This is a genomic window from Halomonas sp. LES1, from assembly GCF_031846005.1.
Taxonomy (GTDB): Bacteria; Pseudomonadota; Gammaproteobacteria; order Pseudomonadales; family Halomonadaceae; genus Halomonas.
The window spans coordinates 87,100-106,711 of record NZ_JAVRGC010000002.1 but is presented as its reverse complement, the minus strand read 5'-3'; the positions used below and the strand labels follow the sequence as shown (position 1 = coordinate 106,711).

Below are 19,612 nucleotides of genomic sequence, written 5' to 3'. Positions count from 1 at the left end.
GTTCACTGCCCGACACGACAAAATTTGTAACAGTATGTATCAATCGAGATCGATCTCCCACGGCTGAGGCCTCACCTGTTCCTCCCGGGGCACTCGCAGCCAGACGAAGTGGTCGGCATTCAGTCGCGACTCGCCACTCCAGCGATAGGCGACCAGGCGACCGAACTTCACGGCGCTGTAGTCCAGGCAGGCAATATTGGCCGTCGGCAGCGCCGGAATGCCCTCACACCAGTAGTGACCGATAAACAGCGGGGGCTCCTCCAGGCCATAGTGGCACAGGCGGGCCCGCTCCTCTTCCGTCAGGGGGCGTTGCTCGAGGTCATCGGGCAGGTTGTCCGGCTGGAACACCACATCCCCCCAGGTCTGCGGTGAGCGTGCCCAGAAGTGGGTGCGAAAGCTGCGCCGGGTGAAACCGTCTCCCGAGTGAATCGCCACCCCCAGGGGCAAGGGCATCTGGGTGCCTCGTGTCAGGCGGTCGAGAATCTTGAAGGCACGGGTGCCGGGCGCCGTGGACTCGACCAGGAACGCCTGATCCAGACGAGCGTCGGGCCGGCGCCGATAAAGCTCGTCGATCAGCGTCTGATCCCAACAGGCGTGAACCACCCGCAGGCCGTCGAGCTCCAGACACAGCGGCATCTCCAGGAACCAGGCCAGAGCCTCCTCCCACTCCTGGGGATGATCACGGTACTGCTCGAGGGTCTCGCGAATGATGCGATTGTTGCGTGGAGAGTGCTCGCGTAACCAGTCCCGGCCAAGCCCCGAGGGGGCCGGCTGGCAGTAGGTCAAGGCGTTGTATTCATGATTGCCCATCACGATATGCGCCTCGCCCGCCTCCACCATGCGATAGGCGATCTGCACCGCCAGCCGCACGCGCGGCCCCCTGTCGACCAGGTCGCCGAGGAAGATCACCCTGCGTCGCGGGTGTCGATAGACGCCGCCTCGCTGGTGATAGCCGAGCTTCTCCAGCAGGGCCGCCAGGGTGGCACCACAGCCGTGCACATCACCGATCAGGTCATAGCCCTCGAGCCTCGCCCGCTTGTTCACGTCAATCCCCCAGGCGATGGCTCCAGCCCAGCTTGCTGCGCAGGACCTCGTAGAAGTTGTGCCCCACCGGGTGCACCAGATGCACCGTCTGAGGCTTGCGGCGAATCACCAGGACATCATCGGGCTTGGCCACCGCCCGGGTCTGCCCATCGCAGCTGATATGCGGGTAGGTCTGGTTGGTCTCACCGATATGGATGCGGATCTCGCTGGAGGCATCCACCACGATGGGGCGGCTCGACAGGGTGTGCGGGAACATCGGCACCAGGGTCAGCACATCGAGGCGCGGGTGCATGATCGGCCCACCGCCGGAGAGCGAATAGGCGGTCGAGCCGGTGGGGGTGGCGATGATCAGGCCATCGCTGCGCTGGCTGTAGACGAACTGACCATCGAGAAAGAGCTCGAACTCGATCATGCGCACCGCCTTGCCGGGATGCAGCACGACCTCGTTGAGCGCATCGCCACTGCCCATCAGGGTATCGTCACGATAGAGCTCGGCATCGAGCAGGAAACGCTCCTCCACCTCATAGTGCCCCTCGAGCACCTCGCCGACTCGCTCCTCCAGCTCGTCGGGGGAGATATCGGTCAGGAACCCCAGCCGGCCACGGTTGACACCCAGTACCAGGGTACCGCTATGACAGAGGGTACGAGCCGCGCCCAGCAGACTGCCGTCGCCACCCACCACGATCACCAGATCGCACAGCTCACCGAGCATTCGCCGGCTGGCCTCGGGGTGGCCGTGATCGAGCAGCACCGTGGCGGTGCGATCCTCGACGATGACATGCAGGCCACGCTCGTCGAGAAAGCGCATCAGGCGCTTGAGGGTTTCGACCACCCCGGCGCTGCCCAGGCGGCCGATCAGACCAATATGGCGGAAGGGTGGCGTCTCACGCCCCTTCGCCGTTCTCTGTTGGGGTGACATTCGGGGGCCTCTCGCAGCTCAGCGGCTCATTATGGCGAGCGCTCTGCCCACGAGCAAACACGACCTCAGGCCAGCGAGGCGGATCGCCGACGCACCCACCACTCGTTGAGCAACAGAGCCGCCAGGATGATGCCCCCTCTCAACCCCAGCCGAACGAGGTCGGCATCCCGGTTCCAGATCGCCAGGTTGACCACCAGCCCCGCCGGAATCAGCGCATTGTTCATGATCGCCAGGGCTCCGGCATCGACCCGCACGGCGCCGAGGTTCCACAGGAAGTAGCCCAGGCCGGAGGCGACCAGCCCCAGCCACAGCAACACGCCCCACTGAACGTCGGTAGAGGGCAGCGCGGCGGCATTGCCGAGCAGGGCGAAGGCCGGCACCGCCACGACCAGGGCCCCGAGGTAGAACCAGGCGAAGACGCTGTGGCGCGGCAACGACGCGGGCAGCTCGGCCGACAGCCGCCGGTAGCCCACCTGACCGAGGGCGAAGCAGAGGTTGGCGCCCTGCACGACCAGAAAACCCATCCAGAAGCCCCCGTCAACGCCGTCGTAACGGATCACCGCGGCCCCCAGCACGGCCAGTGAGGCAGTGATCAGATAGAAGGGGGTAAAGCGCCCGAACAGCGCATCATCGAGCAGGGTGATATAGATCGGCGTGAAGATGGTGAACAGCAGCACCTCCGGCACTGACAGCAGCAGAAACGACTGGTAGAAGAACAGATACATCACGCCGAGCTGAACCGCCCCCAGCCCCATCAGCACCCAGCGCTGGCGCCCCTTCAGCAGTCGTGGGCGCAGAAACGGCAGGAAGACCAGCGCCGCCAGTGCGACCCTCATCAGCACCGCAAAGTAGCTGTCCACCTGACCAGCGAGGTAGACGCCGATCAGCGAGAAGGAGAACGCCCAGAGCACGGTAACGCCAATCAGGAAACCCATCGGTAAACCCTATACAAAATTAAAGTTTACCAAGCTTACACCTGGGGCGAGAACGCTGCCAAGCGGCATCGCGATGTCAGTGGTGCGAGAGACGCCACCAGGCATATGCCACTCCCGGCACCCATCCCAGCAGGGTCAACGCCAGGGCGATCAGCACGGGGCGTGCCCCCAGCCCGGCGAGCCCCAGGGCCAGTGGCGGCAACAGGATAGCCAGCATGCGCAGTGCCAGGCGCACACGAGGCGGTGCCTCGAAAACCGCGTCGGATGACGCCGGGGAGTGGCCGACGGCGCCCCCCTCTTGCGCTGGCGGTATAAAGGTGCCCACGCTCGTGTCTTCCGCCGAGGCATCCTGTTCACGAGCCAGGGGTTGTTCATGGAACAGAGCTTGCCGATGGGTTTCATGGTCGATCTTCTGATCGATGGAATCGGCACCCTCGGCCAGCTCGCCATGATAACGCTCCCACTCCTCCCAGTCGTGGGGCGTACCGGCCCGGGGGCGGTGGTCACCGGCCCCCCGGGCGCGCGCCCAGGCCTTCTCTTCCAGCGTGTTGGGGCGCTCGCGGTCGCGCTCGCCATCCAGCCCCTTTCGGGCGAGGTATTCGCGTGCATCCATGGATAACCTCCAGGGAACATAAGATGTTGACAGTTTGAGGGAGTGACGGCATCCCGGGTTCCCCCGGAACCACAAGCGTTGAAGGTGGTTCGCCCGGGTTAGATGGGGAACCATCATGGTCGGCTATGCTAAGAGCAAACCGGCACAAGGAGACCCTCATGGCCAACAAGGCTCCCACCATCGTACGTGAGATCATGTCCCGCGACTGCTACCGGGTCACCGACAGGACCTCGGTCGCGACGCTGGCCCACGGGCTTGCCCTGCATCGCCTGCCCGGCGCACCGGTGGTCGATGGGAACGATCTACTCATCGGCTTCATTTCGGAACAGGACGTGATGGGCAAGGTGCTGGAGAGTGCCTATCTCAACGACGAGCCGCCGCTGGTCAGCGACCTGATGCGCCACGAGGTGCTCACGGTGTCACCCACCAAGAGCATCACCGACCTGGCTCAGGAGATGCTCGGCAACAAGCCCAAGGTCTATCCGGTCGTGGAACAGAATCGGCTGGTGGGTATCGTGACCCGCCGCGACGTGCTCGACGCCATCCTGCGCATGCGCCACCGCTGACCCCTGAGCGGCGCTCAACTGTCTCTCCCCGCCCCGTCGATCGACGGGGCAAACATGTTGGCACCGGCAGGCCTGCCCTGTCTCCAGCCACTCTCTTGCCATCGGGAACGGCCGCATCGACCCAGAAAAAAAAGGCCGCTCCCGAAGGAACGGCCAAGATGCGATCGAAACTGCCAGCGGAGCAACAGTGTTAGCGACTGCTATCGCGACTGGCTGTACAGAGTCAGACAGCCGTTGGCGAGAAAGTTCGCGACAAGCCAAAATTTTTTCATTATTTTTCGAGCAGAGCGCTAATGAAAACAGCTGCTTGACGCCGTTTCACCGATATATCGAATAAGCTGGCGGTGCGGGGTCTACACCCTTAGGCCGGCAGGGCAGGCCCGACAGCGGTTCCGAGGCTCCCGGCAGTCTTCACAAAACAACGGGTTACCGCCGCAGGAACAGGAAACCCACAAGACGACTTGCAATGGGCAAGGTATTGGTTTTACTATCGAAAACCACTCGCGGGTGTAGCTCAATGGTAGAGCAGAAGCTTCCCAAGCTTAAGACGAGGGTTCGATTCCCTTCACCCGCTCCAGTAGCCATCCAAGCCCTTGAAATTGCTGAAAAAAGCCACCACTCAAGGGGTCAGTGGATGCAGAAATGGCTACACAAATGGCTACACCTACCCTTCCCTCCCAGGTGAAGCCCTCAAGCCCGCACCACTGATATTGATCTGATCCCTGCGCCCATGGCTGCCCTATCAGCCGTGCACGAGCGCGTAGCAACGAAGTCAGAACATCATGGCAAGAGGCAAACGACCTGATCCCCGTTACCTGCGGCAGCGTGGCAACGTCTGGTTCTTCCAGAAGCGGCTCTCCCCCACCCTCTCCGAGCACCTCGGCAAGAAGGTCTTCCAGCAGACCACCAGCACTGGCGACCTCGATGAGGCCTGTCGTGTCCGTGACCGGCTGCTAGCCGATCTCTCCGACCTTGAGGCCGAGCTGAAGGGCCAGGCGAGCACGGCTCAGAGAAGGCAGCTGTTCCTCGGTGCGCTAGAGAAGCTGAGAGCAGCACACGCCGAACTTCAGCAGCACCCCACCGATGACGGCATCCCCCTCGCCATCACCGATGTCCTCGATCCTGAGCGACTCCCCCCGGTCGAGCGTGATGCTCTCGTGGCTGTCGGCAAGGCCAGCCCTCCGGCCCAGTACCGGCTGTCCCTGCGAGCCACCCTCGAAGACTGGACGAACTCCCCACTGGTCGAGCGCAAGCCGACGACCGTCTCGAAGAACACCCGCTCGGTGGAGCTGTTCCTATCGTCGGTGAAGCTGGAGGACATCCAACTAGAGGCCATCACCCGCAAGCAGGTCAAGGAGTTCGTCACCCAGCAGCTCTCCCAAGGCAAGACTCGGCAGACGGTTGCCAACTACCTGGCTGGCCTGTCGGCGATCTGGTCTCATGCGGTCGAGGTGATGGAAGAGGAGCTGGAACGGGACAACCCCTTCAAGGGCCACAACCTCAAGCCGAAGGCGACGGTGAAGAGCTACGACCAGTTCACCAGGGCCGATGTCCAGGCGATCTTCCGGGCCACGCAGGACAGTACCGGTCTGGAGTACGTCCTCCCTCGCATGGGCTTCTATACAGGGGCACGAATCAGCGAACTGTGCTCTCTCCGCGTGACCGATATCCAGCAGCACCAGCGGGTCTGGTGTCTGGTCATCCGAGAGGGCAAGAACCGGAACGCTGCCCGCGAGGTACCGATTCACCCCGAGCTGCTCCCCCTGGTGAAGGCTCAGCTGGAGCGAGCCAGGGCTGCCGGTAGTGAACTCCTCTTCCCAGAGGTCGCTGCCTCCAAGCGCAAGGACGACAGAAGCGGAGCCAAGTTCTCGCAGTGGTTCTCGCGCCTCCTCAAGAAGACGGTCAAGCGCGGGGAACGTCGGCTCGGCTTCCACTCCTTCAGGACGACCGCGATCACGATCATGGGTGATGCCGGAGTGAGCGAATCCGTCATCGTGTGGATCACCGGCCATGAGCGAGGACTCACTACCGCCAACAAGGTCTACAACCGGGGGCCGACCTTCAAGACACGGCTGGAAGCGGTCGAGACGATCAGGGTCGAGGCGCTGCACTGATATGAAGGCCATGGAAGGCCACGCGCAGCCTATGGCTAGCACATCCCATCAAAGTCCACGAGATCGCCAGAGGAGTCTCTCTGAGGCGAGATAACACCTCTCCCCCACCCATCCCCCCTCATGATGGCCGGATCGCCGCTCAGGGAGCCTCTCCGGGCGAAATCGATTCGGGGACAGTTATGGAGAACAGCGCCATTTGCCCCCGTGCAGTAGCAGGATGACTCTCACGGGGTTGGGCTGTTCTGGGGACTCCCGAGGACTACTGGGGCTCACAGCCAGGAGCGTGGCTCTTGCAAGATCCCAGCAAGATCGGCGACGTTCCAATTAGGTGACAGTTATGGAGGAAGAGCGGCGTTCATGACACGCGCCACTTTCCCGCAAGACCTCACCAGAGGGACACCTGCTGCGGTGAAGCGAATCCTCGCTGAACGCTGTGGTGCATCCTTGAGGCCTACATCCTTTGAGCTTCCGGCATGAGCTGTATGAACGCGCCGTGCTCGTTGCCATCCACACCGAAGAGATGACGACGACCACCAAGGTGGCAGTTGGGGCAGACGTGAACCGGACAAGACTGGCGTAGTTGAATTGAGGGGGCACTACGTCGAGGTCGGCTACACCTGACATGAGATCGGGTGGTGGATGTAGAGGGGGCGAAGCCCCACCTAAAGGTGGGTCTTATAGAACTAATAGTTATCTATAAGATATCTACCTATCCATTATCATCATTGGTAATAATCTATAACAAGACTGGTCTAATAGACCTACATCAAGTCATCTTGTGGACACACCATCAGCTCACCCAACAGTGACTACCACAAGTTCACTTGATGACCCACCGACACAGATTCTGACACGGATTGTGATGATGGTGATGACCCCCGTTGTCGGTGATTCCCTGTCAGATCCCCATAGCTTCTGTCAGCCACTCCCAGGCTGACTTCAAGTCAATCTTCTAATCAAACCCAGTGACATCCTCGAAGGCGACTGGTCAGGTAGGCGGTATGCGTCCGCTCACTGGTACGTCTGCCTGAGAGGGAGCCAGTCGCTTTCGAGAATGAGGACGTATGCATGACGATACCTTCCATAACCATCTACACCGATGGAGCCTGTCCGAACAACGGCTCAGAGTTTGCTTCTGGTGGATGGGCTGCAGTTCTTGAGGCATCAGGTAAGCAGCTCCGTATCAGCGGCCACGAGACCCCTTCCACCAATAACCGGATGGAACTCACCGCCATCCTTGAGGGCTTGAAAGCCATCAATGCTGAATGCGCCAAGGTGGTGCTCTATACCGACAGCGCCTACGCCCGAAATGGCTGCAAGACCTGGAGACACGACTGGAAGCGCAGGGGCTGGCGGAGAGCCAAGAACAAGCCCGTGGAAAACGTGGATCTCTGGAGAGAGATCGACCAGTTGCTGGAACGCCACGAGGTCGAGATTCGGTGGGTTAAAGGACATAGCGGACATCCACAGAATGAGCTTGCTGACCGTCTCGCGGTTGCCGCTTCCCGTGGCCAGACCGTAAGTCAGTACCGCAAGGAGGGAGACTACCGGTTCAGCCTGAAAGAGCTGACTGGAAAGAAGAAGGTGGCAGAGGCATGAACACTGCACCAACCCTGTCATTCATCTTCGAGGGTAACCCTGTCCGCTCCGTACTGATCGACGGCGACCCCTGGTTCGTTGGCCGTGATGTGGCCACAGTTCTCGGATACGCCAAGCCAGAGAATGCAATCTCACGCCACTGCAAGGGTACCCTGAAACGGGGTATCCTTACATTGAGAGGTGTGCAAGAGATGGCAGTCATTGCTGAGAGGGATGTTTACCGACTCATCTTCAGCTCCAAGCTCCCGGCTGCCGAGAGATTTGAGGAGTGGGTCGTATCTGAGATGCTACCTTCTATTCGCAAACGTGGGGTGTACCTCGAAGGACAGCAGAAGATCAGAGCTGAACTATTAGATGCTCTGGCTGAGAACATCCGCGACAAAGCATTACCGGCACTCAGGGAGTTCGACCGAAGAACAGAACACCTCCACTGGCTGGCTTTCAGCAAGCCTCACGAACATGAGCGGCGGTACCAGCTAGCTGTGGACTCGATAGCTCTCGACTTTGACTTGCCTCGCTCTCTTGTTGAGGCTCTGACACGATATGGCATGAGTGCGATTACTACTGATTAGGAGCCCTCAGTGGAAGGAAAATCATGGGAGTACAGACAAGTAGTCACTGCCCTACCCCGTGTCCGCAAGCAGATCACACCTGAAGTGAAAGTCCGAAAACGTAGCCAGACGATGAAGCCTGTCGAGCGCCAAGGGGTCACAGCCAATGAGCGAATCCAAGCGTACATTGAAGGTTCGTTCATAAGGAGCTAAGCCATTGGAGGGGTAATCCATTAGTGCTCCTTGGGGGGAGTCGAACAGTCGTACTCCAGAAATTTTCACCGCAAAAATCTGAGGCGGTATGTTACTGGTACGTCGACGCTCACTCCCCCCGTTACCCCCACCGCAACGTCTAACTTTCAGCCCTGCCCTCTTTCCTCTCACCTCATCCATGTACTCCTAGCTCATCACCGATCTTCACCAGCAGAACTTCGACCTGACCGCCGAGGCTCAGGCCGCCAAGAACATCGCCAACAACCTCCGCAAGCTGATTGAAGGGAAGACCAAGTGATGAGCAACCAACTGATCTACCGCGAGTACAACGGCTTCGTCTTCACCTTCCGCGAGGATGGCTACTTCAACATGACCAAGGCCGCGAAGGCTATTGGTAAGAACGTCAACGAGTTCCTGCGCCTTCCGTCTACCTCTGAGTATTTAGACGCCTTGTATGGGATTATCCCGGATAAGGATTTGGTAGATGTGAAGCGGGGCTCCGGCCTCCTACCTCATGTCGGCACATGGGGCCACTCGAAGTTGGCCGTGTTCTTCGCCCGCTGGCTTGACCCGAAGTTCACCGTTAATCGGATTACTTTAGGTCTCGCTACCCAAAAGACCTATGTGGGTTGAACCTACTTGGGTATCTCCCACGGAAAGCCCGTGGTCATCATCTCCGAGTCCGGTCTCTACAAGCTGATCGAGAGTGAAACCGGGGAGACCAAGTAATGAGCAACCAACTGACTACCTTCGACTTCAACGCCCTGCCTGTCCGTGTGGTGGAACGCGAGGGTGAGCCCTGGTTCGTGGCTGCGGATGTCTGCAAGGCGCTAGGCTACGCGCTCCGCGCTAACGGCACCGTCAACGTCAACAACATCCGCACCGTGGTTAGTGATGAAGAGACTATTACCTGCCAGACAGGTAAAACCGGACGCCCCTCTCTCTGTATCTCCGAGTCCGGCCTCTACAAGCTGGTCATGCGGAGCGACAAGCCCGAGGCCCGTGCCTTCCAAGACTGGGTGACCAAGGTCGTCCTCCCGGCCATCCGCAAGGACGGTGGCTATGTGATGGGCGAGGAGAAGGCCGTCACTGGCGAGATGTTCAAGGAGGAGTTAATCCTCCATCTCATCGGTGCCAACGCGAGCCGTCGCATGGATATGACCACTGGATGGCTCAAAAGGTACACCCTGTGAGCCATGCTGGAGAGCCTCCCTGAAAGATGGATCATTGCCGTTGACAAGCTATGAGCCACTCCCTATATTCTGATCCATAGATAGTGAGCCAATCAAGGGGAGATCCAAAACGTGACCGCGATCATCGCCTACACCCGTGTCAGCACCGACGAGCAGACCATCAACGCCCAGCGTCACACCATCGAGAATCGCTACAAGGTGAGCAAGTGGTTCAGCGACGAGGCGACCTCGGGGGCTATCAAGGCCAAGGACAGGAAGGGATTCGGACAGCTCCTGGGCTACGTCAGGGAAGGCGATACCGTAGTGGTCTATGCCATCGACCGCCTGGGCCGGGATACCATCGACGTGCTGGAGACGGTCGAGAAGCTGAAGACCAAGGGTGTTGCAGTAGTGTCCATCCGTGAGGGGTTCGACCTGTCCACTCCTATGGGCAAGGCCATGTTGACCATGCTGGCAGCCATGGCGGAGCTGGAGCGTTCCAACATCAAGGCGCGGCAGATGGCCGGGATCGCGCGGGCCAAGGCTGAGGGGAAGAGCCTGGGGCGTGAGAAGGTGATCGATGATGCCGCCGTGGCCCAGTGGCGTCAGGAGAACAGCGCCAGCATCAAGGCCACAGCGGATCACTTCGGGATCTCAACGGCGTCGGTGAAGAGGGCTTGTCGTACCCTGAAGGCGGCCTCTTAATTTTTCCAAATTGTCGATATTTTTAATAAGCGTCGATTTTTGATGAGGCGATTATTTTTTCCTCCAGTCGCTATATTCCATGGCCTCCATGAACGGGCAGTTGTTACCTTGCCAGTTCCAAGAGACAACACGGTTCGTTTCATCATCGACCTCAAGAATCCGATCACATGATCCCTGTATCATGTATCCACCGGTCGTCGTTGAGGTAGAGCTAAAGGAGCCGAACGATGAGACGCTGCCCGTTGTCGTAGTGGTCGATGGTATGTAAGCAGACTTGTTGTGCCTCCAGAGGTAGAGCGTGTTGCCATTGAACTCTCTCTCGGCATCAGGGTAGCCCCATTGGGACACCACTTGATCCAGATGAGCCCCTTCCCAAGACTGCATGATCCCATTCATGGTTGAGGTGGTCGAACACCCCGAGATAGCCAGGGTAGCCAGGAGAGTGGAAGCGATTAGTACGCGCATTCTTACCTAACACCGAACATCACAATGAACACAAGCTGTGATGATACCAGTCACCAGAAAAGTGGCTCAATCAATGATGATGATGTGATGAGTACACGCTCTGCCCACCACCGTAGTAGCTGGTCATTAGGTGGTGGAAGGCCTCTTCACACTTCTCGTTGTAGACCGTCTCATCGAAGCTCTCCGGTAGCCCACGGTCGAAGACGATCTCCAGGGTACGGCGAACATCACCCTTGGCCTGGGACTTCTTCCGCCAGTCCAGCACCAGCTTCTCCTCCTTGAGAGTCACCAGCAGTTCCCGGCACATGGCCTTCACCTGGGCCACTTCCTTGTCGGTCATCTCCGGTGCTGGCTTGGTGATGATATCGAACAGCGCCAGCTCCTCTTCGGTGAGCCCCTCACGGATTGCCCGCTGGTCTTCTTCCTGAAGCTCCTCGGTGAACTCCATGAGCTGCTGGAAGAATGCCTCTATGTTCATGCTGCCGGAGTTGTACTTCTCGATCAGCTTCTGGAGCTTCTCCATGAAGTCGGAGCGGCTGGGGTTCTTGGCTACCATGCTCTCCAGTTTCTGGTTCAGCAGAGCCCTTAGCTTCTCGGACTCGGTGCGCTTCTTACCTCTGTTGAACCGCTCCTTGAGCTTCTCGAAGTCGATCTGGCTGAGATCGAAGAGTGGCTTGTCATCCTCGTCGTCGATGACGTAGGGAACTGGAGCCACCGACTGATCGAGCAGGTCGTCTACATCCTTCATCACCTGGGAGATATCGACATCGGGCTCCAGTGCCTTGATCTTCTGGGCCAATACAGAGATCAGCACTGCATCGGGAGCCAGCTCGTTGGCTGAAGGATCGGGAAGGATGGCTCGATAGACTCGGGAGGTAGCTCGCGCCATGCCCAAGAACTTCTTCTTGGTTTCCTGATTCTCGAGCATTTCTTCAACAGCAGCTCCTAGTTTCCCAGCTGCATCCTTGATCAAGGCTATCTTGGCAAACCCATCTATTGACTTGATAGCCTCAGCATCCACGCCTTTTTCTCGCATGAATGCCAGGGTATGAGCAATCAGGTGCTTGAGGTACTCCACCAGCTCAGCCTTCTGCTGGATCGGGCTGCTACCGTCTTGTGGCGGTTGATCACCGTAGCCAGCCGGGGACTCACCGACCTTGGAAGGGGCTGCACCACCATAGATGGCCAGCGCTTCCTGTAGCTTCCTGAAGACCCCTGCATAGTCCACGATCAGGCCCGCTTCCTTGCCGGGATACTTGCGGTTGGCCCTGGAAATGGTCTGCATCAGGGTGTGGTTCTTCATTGGTTTGTCGAGGTAAATGGTCGAGCAGGAGGGTACATCGAAGCCGGTGATCCACATGGCACAGACGAACACCAGCCGAAGCGGGTCGTCAGGATCTTTGAACCTCTCATCGAGGTCGTCTTCTACCATGCGCTTGCGGTGGGGTAGGATATCGAGCCCTTTGTCCGCCAGCTCCTTCACCTCGTTCTGACCCTGGGAGACCACCACTGCCATGTCGGTCGTCTCCAGTACCGCGACCTTGTGCTTCAGCCTCTCCTGTTGATCCTTGGGAGCCGATGCCAGGTCTGCCCGTAGTTGTGCCAGGTAGTCCTGCCAGTGGGCCTGAACCTTGTTGTACATCCGCACAGCGGTGGCCTTGTCGATGCAGACCATCATCGCCTTGCCCTGATGCCCCCTGCCGACGAAGTGCTGTACCAGATCCTCGGCAATGGCTTCCAGACGGTCATCACGGGTGATCAGGTGATACTCACGGGCGAAGACCCGCTCGACCTTCTTCTCCTGATCAGCATCCAGTTCGGCATCTTCCAGCAGCCGAGTGAGATCTTCGTTGAGATTCTCGTTGATCAGCTGCAGCTCGGGGATACGGTTCTCGTAGTAGAGCGGCACCGTGGCCCCATCGGCGATGGACTGCCCGAAGTCGTAGACCGAGATGTAGTCACCGAAGACCTCCTTGGTTTTCTCTTCACCGGCCATCAGCGGTGTCCCGGTGAACCCCAGAAAAGCGGCATGAGGCAGAGCCGTCCGCATGTTCATCGCCAAGGTGTCGTACTGGGAGCGATGGGCCTCGTCGGTGATAACGATGATGTCCTGGCGGTCGGAGAGCTTGGGGTAGGTCTCTCCCTTCTTGGTGCTGAACTTCTGGATCAGCGTGAAGACGTAGCGATGGTCCTCGGTGAGGAGCTGCTTGAGGTGGGCACCACTCTCGGCATGGGCCTCAACCTCGTTGACTGCACCCGTGGCGGCAAAGGTCTTGTAGATCTGCTCGTCCAGCTCGTTGCGGTCGGTGACGATCACGAAGGTCCAGTTGCCGGGGATCGTGCGGTGGATCTTCTGAGTGAAGAACACCATGGAGAGCGACTTGCCCGAGCCCTGGGTATGCCAGAAGACTCCCAGCCTACCGGCTTCACCGGCAGGTCGATCCTTGATCCGCTGCAGCTCGGCGATGGCTTTGTTCACCCCGAGGTACTGGTGGTTCTTGGCGATCTTCTTGATGGTGCCGCCCTGAACCTCCTCGAACACCGTGAAGTTCTCCACGATATCCAGCAGACGGGTTGGCTCGGCGATGCCCCGGATCGCGGTCTCCAGTGAGACTACGCCTCGTTCCCCCTCGTCGTTGATTCGCTTCCACTCGAAGAGGTGTTCCCACGGGGAGAAGGTACTACCCACCAGGGTCTCGGACCCATTGGAGAGCATAACTGCCGCGTTGTAGGTGAATAGCTGGGGGATGACCGAACGGTAGTCCGTCAGGTTGCCGTCATAAGCGGACTTGAGGGTCTTGTGGCTGGTCTTTAGTTCCACAAACAACAGCGGCAAGCCGTTAACGAAGCCGACCAGATCGGTGCGCCGTGTATGCAGCTCACCCCGTACCCAGAGCTGCGAGGTCAGCAGGAAGTCGTTCTCCTCGGGCTGGCTCCAGTCGATTACTCGCACCGTCTCGATAGCGGTGCCACCATAATCGTCAGAAATCTCGACCTTTACGCCATCCTTGAGCAGCCGGTAGACCTCCAAGTTGGCGTTCACCGGCAGCAGCTTGGAGCGGTCGCGGGTCAGCTCCTCGATGGCCTTCTCCAAGGCATCAGCGGGCAGCTCGGGGTTGAGCTTCTCCAAGGCCACGCGCAACCGGGGCACCAGCACCACATCCTGCTGTGTCTGCCGTCCCTCGCTCGATAACGTACCCGTCCATTCTCCGTAGAGATTGGCGGTGTCCCAGCCCAGATCAGCGAACAGCTCGATAGCGGGCTGCTCGACCAGGGCATCCTCGGAATAGGCATAAGCGGGGGATGGCGGGGGAGTCATGCGGCTTCGACCTCCTTGTCGTTGGGCATGGGAATATCGGATACGTCGATCTCACCGGAGACCAGCTTGGGCAGGAGCAGGTCGCGTTGGGCGCGGAGGTTAGCGTTCTTTCGATCCAACCTGTGAATCAGGCTTCTCATCGGCGCGACTGCTTTATCAAAATCAGAGAGGATGTCTCTCTGCGGCACTATGATCTTCGCCTCTTTGAAGTCAGCAGCCTTCACAGCAGGGTAAGCTGCTCCGGTAGCTCGGTTGACCAAGTAGCTAACGAATTGATCAGCCCGGACATGCTGGTACAGGTAGTGCTTGGAGACACTCCGGGCTCTCAGCACAGCAAAGCCAGTCGAAGCAACAGTATTTTCTCTTGGTTCAACGACCATTGCGCATGAGCGGCGATTAGGCCTGACACAAGACCAGAGAACATCACCAGATCTGACGATTCGCCTTGCTCTTCCTGGCGCGTTGGCGAACTGCATCGTCTCAGCTTTATCGATCTGGCCGGGCGATACGGACGCTATGTCAATGTAATGGATCTCATCGGGAGCAGACTTCGGCTTGATAGCTTCTGGGTTAATTTGATATACGTCACCAAGCTCTTGAATCCTCCACCCTTCAGGAATCTTCCCAAGCTCACTTTCCTTGAAACTCACACCCTCATTCCCAGGAAAGCGGAAGTGGACGAACCACTCCTCGTATAGCCGCCTGGCCATCTCTTCCAGGATCTCGATGCGGCGCGTGTTGTTCTCGATGAGGTCGTCGTAGGCGGAGAGGGCGGCGGCAATACGGCGCTGCGTGACTAACGGGAGCAAATAAATCGTAAGGTTTTTAGCAGCACTGACATTGAAGTGCTGCTGAGCTACCCCGACCAAATTCCCTGCGACCGCCCCTTTGCCCCATATAGAATTGAACAGGCACGATAAAAACCAAGGGTCCAGATCTTCTGAAGGGGTTATGACTACAAGGTCGGCACAATTGGATATCGGGAGTGAAGGCGGTATTACTGCTGCAGTGCCTGGATACCCCGTCCTTACTACGGCGACATCGCCCGGCCTAAGAGCGGACTTCTTTAGCTTGCTATTAAACTCTTCGCCAATGTACTTTACGGAACCAAGGTCAATCTTGAAAGGAGTGATATTTTGGGAGCGCAAGAACGGAATACCATCATCTACATACTTATCCGCCATTGACCCAACATGACCAACGGTAATTCGGTCACACACCTCTTCAAGTTGAACCTTGCGCCAACTCTCCGGTGGATCAAACAGCATTATGATGACCCCTCTAGTAACTCCGTAACATTAGCGGAAATGCTTTCCTCCAGTTCCCTCGCCTCCGCGTTCAGCACCTCCAGCTCCTCAGCCAGCTCTTCTAGTCGCTCCGTAAAGTCCACATCCTCAGCTTCTCTCGCAGCCGCCCCGACATAACGCCCAGGATTCAGCGACCAACCCTGCGCCTCGATTTCCTCCCGAGTCGCCAACTTACAGAGCCCAGGCACATCGGCATAGCCCTCGCTCAGCCCCTTCTCGGCAAGCAACGCTTCACTACCCTGATCTAGCTCCACGGCTTCGCCACGATAGAGCCGCACAATGTTGGCCAGGAACTCGATCTGCTCCGGTAGCCAGTCGCGGTGTGCCCGGTCGACCTGGCGGTAGATGTGACGGGCGTCGACGAAAAGCACCTTGTCGCCACGCTCGGTCTCGCTCTTGGCCCGGTCGAAGAACCACAGGGTGCAGGGCAGCGTGACGGTATAGAAGAAGTTCGGCCCCACCGAGACGATCACATCGACGGCACCAGACTCGATCAGCTTCTGGCGTATCGTCTGCTCGCTGCCTCGGGCATCTCCCGCTGAGTTGGCCATGACGAAGCCAGCCCGACCGGTCGGCTTGAGCGAGGCGTAGAAGAGCTGAATCCAGAGGTAGTTGGCATTGTCAGTTCTAGGCATCCCGAAGGGGAAGCGTGGGTCGCCCTCCAGGCGCTCCTTATCCACCCCCGAGACGTTGAACGGGGGATTGGCCATCACGAAGTCGAAGAAGCCCTCACCGTTTTTGTAGACCGAATGGTGAGGATCCTCATAGTAGGTATTCGACACGCGCACATCACCGGAGAGGCCATGCACCGCAAGGTTCATCTTGTTGAGGTTGACGGTGGTCTGATCCTTCTCGGTGCCGAAGATCGAGATCTCGTCCATGGCCGTCTTGTGGTGACGCTCCACGAAGTCCGCCGAGTGGACGAACATGCCTCCCGATCCACAGGCCGGGTCGAAGATGCGTCCGTGGTAGGGCTCTATGATCTCGACGATCAGCTTGACGATGGACTCGGGGGTGTAGAAGACGCCGCCCTTCTGGCCTTCCTTCAGGGCGAAGTTGCCGAGGAAGTACTCATAGACCTTGCCGAAGGCGTCTCCCGATAGGTCCACCGGAGCGAGCTGCTTGAGCAGTTCCTGCAGCACCCAGTTCTCCAGGCGTGTGTAGGTACGTGGAAGGGCACCCTTAAGGTCAGGGTTCTCATCTTCGATGGCCTTCATGGCATCGTTGATGGCCCGTCCGATATTTTCACTATCGGTGAGCGACAGCAGGTGCGAGAAGCGAGCGGTCTCGGGGAGGAAGATCACCCCCTCAGCCAGGTAGTCGTCCTTGCTGACCCTTTTACGCTGACTCCCCTTCTTGATTGAGCCGATCTCACCAATTTCGTCTTCTACAGAGGAGTACTTCTTATCGGCGTACTTCAGGAAGATCAGGCCCAGCACAGGGGTCGAGAACTCGGCGGGCTTGAGGCCGGTGTTGGCCCATAACTGGTCAGCTGCAGCCCACAGCCGCTTCCCTACATCTCCATTGACCAAGGACTTGCTCCGATTCGTGTTGCAGTGTTCTTCAGAGTAGTTACCTTTTGCCAGCTTACTACACTGCCCCATGCAGATGCATGACACGACACGCCACAAGCTACCCACCCATGCATATAAGACATTGATATTACTCACGTTATATTGGGAAAAAGGTCTGCTATACCTTCTCCTGTCACTAAACGCGGAGGAGGACGGAATGATGGTGACGATCACCATAGGCCTGTGGGGCGTAGGGCTGCGAGTCGGAGGCTTGATCATCAATCTTTACCTTGGCGATCTCTACTTTCGCATCCCCCAGGTGGGCGAGCTGGCCTGGAACTCTCTCGGTCTGCACATGAACCGGCTGCCGCTCCCGCCCCGGCAAGAGCAACGAGAACGCTGAGGAAGGATGAGACCATGGACGCACCTGCATCCCACACCTACGACAAGTCGGCGCTGAGGCGTCTGGCCCGATGCATCAAGATGCTCAGGGAGGTATCACCCGAGCTTTTGACCATACAGGCTGCCCACACCTTCCTGATCGTGGCCACCGAACCGCAGATCCCCACTCCGAGGCTGATCTCCAAGGCGGGGCTCACACAATCCTCCTGCTCACGGCACATCGGGCTGCTCTCGGACAAGCACCACAGAGGGAACCCCGGGTTGGGCCTGGTCGAATCGTTGCCCGACCCACACGAAAGTCGCCGCCACATCATCGAGCTGACGGACCAGGGCAGGGAACTGGCCGCTAAGCTGGCCGATGTACTCGGCACCACCCTGCCCTACTCTCAGGAGGTCTTGCGACAGGTGCGGGAGTTGCGCGAGAAGAGTATGGAGATCACCAGTGAAGCGGAGGCAGCCACGGAGTTGGCACTGGGCCTGGAGGAACTGATTGAGGACGAGTCAATGGACGTGGCCACAAGGTCTCTCGAAGGAGGGGCTGTTGCATCAACACCGTAACCTGCGATAACAGCGCGACGAGAGGCGGGGAGCACGAGTGGTGCTCTCCCCTTTCTTTTTCGCCTTGAATGACCCCGCGTGGATGCTTATGATGACCCCTGTTTGGTGGCAACAGAAATGGCTACACCAAGGCCTACAGATGGCTACCCCAATATCTGCAAGCCACTGATTTAAAAGGAAATATGCGGTTGAATGCTGATTCCCTTCACCCGCTCCAGGTTCTACTCCCCTCCGTGCCTTCGCACCCATACTGCTGCCACGCCTGAGCTTGCCATGGCCCTCTACCTGCTGGTCTTTGTCGTCTGCCTGCTGATCTTCGGCGGCATGGTCGGCCTGCTGCTGCTCTCCGGCACTCCACGCTTTCGTACCGACCCCGAGCGACTGCTGACATTGTTCGACCAAGCGCTGGAAAGCCGTGTCGACGAGAGCGAGTGGAACGCCATCATGGGGTACCCAATCCGCCACGACGACTATCTGGATGGCGCGCGCCGTCGGGCCCAGCGCCTGATGGACGAACACGGCAACCACGGCCGCGCCGCGAGGGGCAAGCCGCTGCTGGACGAAAAGGGGCATGACGAGCTCGAAGCACTACGCGCCCACCTGGCGCGCCGTCAGGCACTGCGCGAGCGTCAACGCAGCGTGAAATGAGACATTCTGCCGCACGGGGTAGGATAGTGCTTCGCCCGCTGTGCGGAGGGAGACCGCCATGTCCAGCATGATCCGCCAGATCCCCCTCGATACCGCCACGCGACATCATGCTCACGACTACCATCAGGTCGTGATCGGCCTGCAGGGCCAGGCGGAATTCGAGATCGAGGGACTCGGCGGCGCCATCTCGGCGCTTTCCGGCTGCATCGTGCCGGCCAACCATGTGCACTACTACGCAGGTACCGGCGACAACCGCCAGCTCATCCTTGACCTGCCGACACGATCCGCCGCCCTCACCGGCCCCCAGCGAGAGCTCGCACGCCTCTTCGATGCCCCGCGCTTCTTTACCCTGGATGACCCACTCAAGCGCTACATGGCATTCCTGCTGCTGGAGCTGGAACACTCGCCACCCGATGCTCACCAGGGGGACCGTCTCGCCGCAACGCTGCTGGGCTGCCTACACGCCCGCCTGGCCTGCGAGGCGCCAGCCTCCCCTCCCAGGCTCGATATGATGCGCCTAGAGCGTTTCATCGAGGCACATCTGGCACACCGCCTCAGCGTCGCCGACCTCGCCCGGGTGGCCTGTCTCAGCGAGGCCCACTTCCGACACTGCTTCCGCCAGCAGACCGGACTCACGCCCTGGCAATACGTGCGACGCCGTCGTCTCGAGGCCGCCCGCCGGCTGCTCGATGACACTCACCTATCGCTGACCGAGATAGCGGAACTGACGGGGTTCAGCAGCCAGAGCGCCCTCTCCCGCGCCTGTCGCGAGAGCTATGGCCAACCGCCGAGCCTCCTGAGGCAAACTGCCCTCACCACAAACTAAGACTAAAGTCTACCTATCTAACGCTATCGTCGTACAAGTCACGCGTTTTTTGCAACAACTCCCGCGGAATCCACAAGCATCACCGGCGCCAAGCACCTACAGTCAGGGTAAGGCCAGGCTGCAACAACCTCGCCCGCATGGC

18 protein-coding genes and 1 tRNA gene are annotated in these 19,612 nt (G+C 59.1%); 12 read left to right on the top strand and 7 right to left on the bottom strand.

What is annotated here, in order from left to right; all coding sequences use genetic code 11:
* Nucleotides 1-39: 39 nt before the first annotated feature.
* From RM463_RS04715 to RM463_RS04700, 4 genes are all read right to left on the bottom strand, one after another.
* The gene (locus tag RM463_RS04715; protein WP_311429191.1) at nt 40-1,044 is read right to left on the bottom strand and encodes a metallophosphoesterase; all 1,005 of its coding nucleotides are present in this window, start codon (nt 1,042-1,044) and stop codon (nt 40-42) included.
* A gap of 1 nt (nt 1,045) precedes the next feature.
* Complete coding sequence (locus tag RM463_RS04710) at nt 1,046-1,963, bottom strand: NAD(+) kinase (RefSeq protein WP_195687220.1); 918 nt, start codon at nt 1,961-1,963, stop codon at nt 1,046-1,048.
* 65 nt (nt 1,964-2,028) lie between these two features.
* Complete coding sequence (locus RM463_RS04705) at nt 2,029-2,898, bottom strand: carboxylate/amino acid/amine transporter (protein ID WP_311429190.1); 870 nt, start codon at nt 2,896-2,898, stop codon at nt 2,029-2,031.
* A 76-nt stretch (nt 2,899-2,974) separates the two neighbouring features.
* Nucleotides 2,975-3,511 carry a YqaE/Pmp3 family membrane protein gene (locus tag RM463_RS04700; RefSeq protein WP_311429189.1) on the bottom strand — a complete coding sequence of 179 codons (537 nt, stop codon included), beginning with the start codon at nt 3,509-3,511 and terminating at the stop codon, nt 2,975-2,977.
* Between the two features lie 158 nt (nt 3,512-3,669).
* On the opposite strand from RM463_RS04700, the gene RM463_RS04695 reads away from it, so the two are divergent.
* The 8 genes from RM463_RS04695 (at nt 3,670) to RM463_RS04660 (ending at nt 10,431) form a co-directional block, all read left to right on the top strand.
* Nucleotides 3,670-4,077, top strand: a complete 408-nt coding sequence (locus RM463_RS04695) for a CBS domain-containing protein (RefSeq protein WP_195687217.1) — start codon at nt 3,670-3,672, stop codon at nt 4,075-4,077.
* A 503-nt stretch (nt 4,078-4,580) separates the two neighbouring features.
* Nucleotides 4,581-4,654 (top strand) — tRNA-Gly (locus RM463_RS04690).
* 205 nt (nt 4,655-4,859) lie between these two features.
* Nucleotides 4,860-6,191 carry a site-specific integrase gene (locus RM463_RS04685; RefSeq protein WP_311429188.1) on the top strand — a complete coding sequence of 444 codons (1,332 nt, stop codon included), beginning with the start codon at nt 4,860-4,862 and terminating at the stop codon, nt 6,189-6,191.
* Between the two features lie 1,068 nt (nt 6,192-7,259).
* Nucleotides 7,260-7,790 (top strand): ribonuclease HI, encoded by a 531-nt coding sequence (gene rnhA / locus RM463_RS04680; RefSeq protein WP_311429187.1) that lies wholly within the window; start codon nt 7,260-7,262, stop codon nt 7,788-7,790.
* Nucleotides 7,787-8,362 carry a BRO family protein gene (locus RM463_RS04675; protein ID WP_311429186.1) on the top strand — a complete coding sequence of 192 codons (576 nt, stop codon included), beginning with the start codon at nt 7,787-7,789 and terminating at the stop codon, nt 8,360-8,362. The genes rnhA and RM463_RS04675 overlap by 4 nt, the downstream gene beginning before the upstream one ends.
* Before the next feature lie 489 nt (nt 8,363-8,851).
* Complete coding sequence (locus RM463_RS04670; protein WP_311429185.1) at nt 8,852-9,187, top strand: KilA-N domain-containing protein; 336 nt, start codon at nt 8,852-8,854, stop codon at nt 9,185-9,187.
* Nucleotides 9,188-9,282: 95 nt separating this feature from the next.
* Nucleotides 9,283-9,747: a Bro-N domain-containing protein gene (locus RM463_RS04665; RefSeq protein WP_311429184.1), complete on the top strand. Its 465-nt coding sequence runs from the start codon at nt 9,283-9,285 to the stop codon at nt 9,745-9,747.
* A gap of 111 nt (nt 9,748-9,858) precedes the next feature.
* The gene (locus RM463_RS04660) at nt 9,859-10,431 is read left to right on the top strand and encodes a recombinase family protein (protein WP_311429183.1); all 573 of its coding nucleotides are present in this window, start codon (nt 9,859-9,861) and stop codon (nt 10,429-10,431) included.
* A 535-nt stretch (nt 10,432-10,966) separates the two neighbouring features.
* On the opposite strand, the gene RM463_RS04655 is transcribed toward RM463_RS04660, so the two are convergent.
* The 3 genes from RM463_RS04655 to RM463_RS04645 are packed head-to-tail and all read right to left on the bottom strand — an operon-like array spanning nt 10,967 to nt 17,054.
* On the bottom strand, nt 10,967-14,215 hold the full coding sequence (locus RM463_RS04655; protein ID WP_311429182.1) for a type I restriction endonuclease subunit R: 3,249 nt from the start codon (nt 14,213-14,215) through the stop codon (nt 10,967-10,969).
* On the bottom strand, nt 14,212-15,483 hold the full coding sequence (locus RM463_RS04650; RefSeq protein WP_311429181.1) for a restriction endonuclease subunit S: 1,272 nt from the start codon (nt 15,481-15,483) through the stop codon (nt 14,212-14,214). Before RM463_RS04650 ends, RM463_RS04655 begins: the two co-directional genes overlap by 4 nt.
* Nucleotides 15,483-17,054: a class I SAM-dependent DNA methyltransferase gene (locus RM463_RS04645; protein ID WP_311429180.1), complete on the bottom strand. Its 1,572-nt coding sequence runs from the start codon at nt 17,052-17,054 to the stop codon at nt 15,483-15,485. The genes RM463_RS04650 and RM463_RS04645 overlap by 1 nt, the downstream gene beginning before the upstream one ends.
* 199 nt (nt 17,055-17,253) lie before the next feature.
* Between RM463_RS04645 and RM463_RS04640 the strand changes: the two genes are divergently transcribed.
* The 4 genes from RM463_RS04640 (at nt 17,254) to RM463_RS04625 (ending at nt 19,470) form a co-directional block, all read left to right on the top strand.
* Nucleotides 17,254-17,439, top strand: a complete 186-nt coding sequence (locus tag RM463_RS04640) for a hypothetical protein (RefSeq protein ID WP_311429179.1) — start codon at nt 17,254-17,256, stop codon at nt 17,437-17,439.
* A 14-nt stretch (nt 17,440-17,453) separates the two neighbouring features.
* Nucleotides 17,454-17,996, top strand: coding sequence for a MarR family winged helix-turn-helix transcriptional regulator (locus RM463_RS04635; protein WP_311429178.1), 543 nt, complete (start codon nt 17,454-17,456; stop codon nt 17,994-17,996).
* A gap of 273 nt (nt 17,997-18,269) precedes the next feature.
* Nucleotides 18,270-18,644 (top strand): hypothetical protein, encoded by a 375-nt coding sequence (locus tag RM463_RS04630; protein WP_311429586.1) that lies wholly within the window; start codon nt 18,270-18,272, stop codon nt 18,642-18,644.
* Between the two features lie 58 nt (nt 18,645-18,702).
* Nucleotides 18,703-19,470, top strand: coding sequence for an AraC family transcriptional regulator (locus RM463_RS04625; protein ID WP_311429177.1), 768 nt, complete (start codon nt 18,703-18,705; stop codon nt 19,468-19,470).
* Nucleotides 19,471-19,612: the final 142 nt, after the last annotated feature.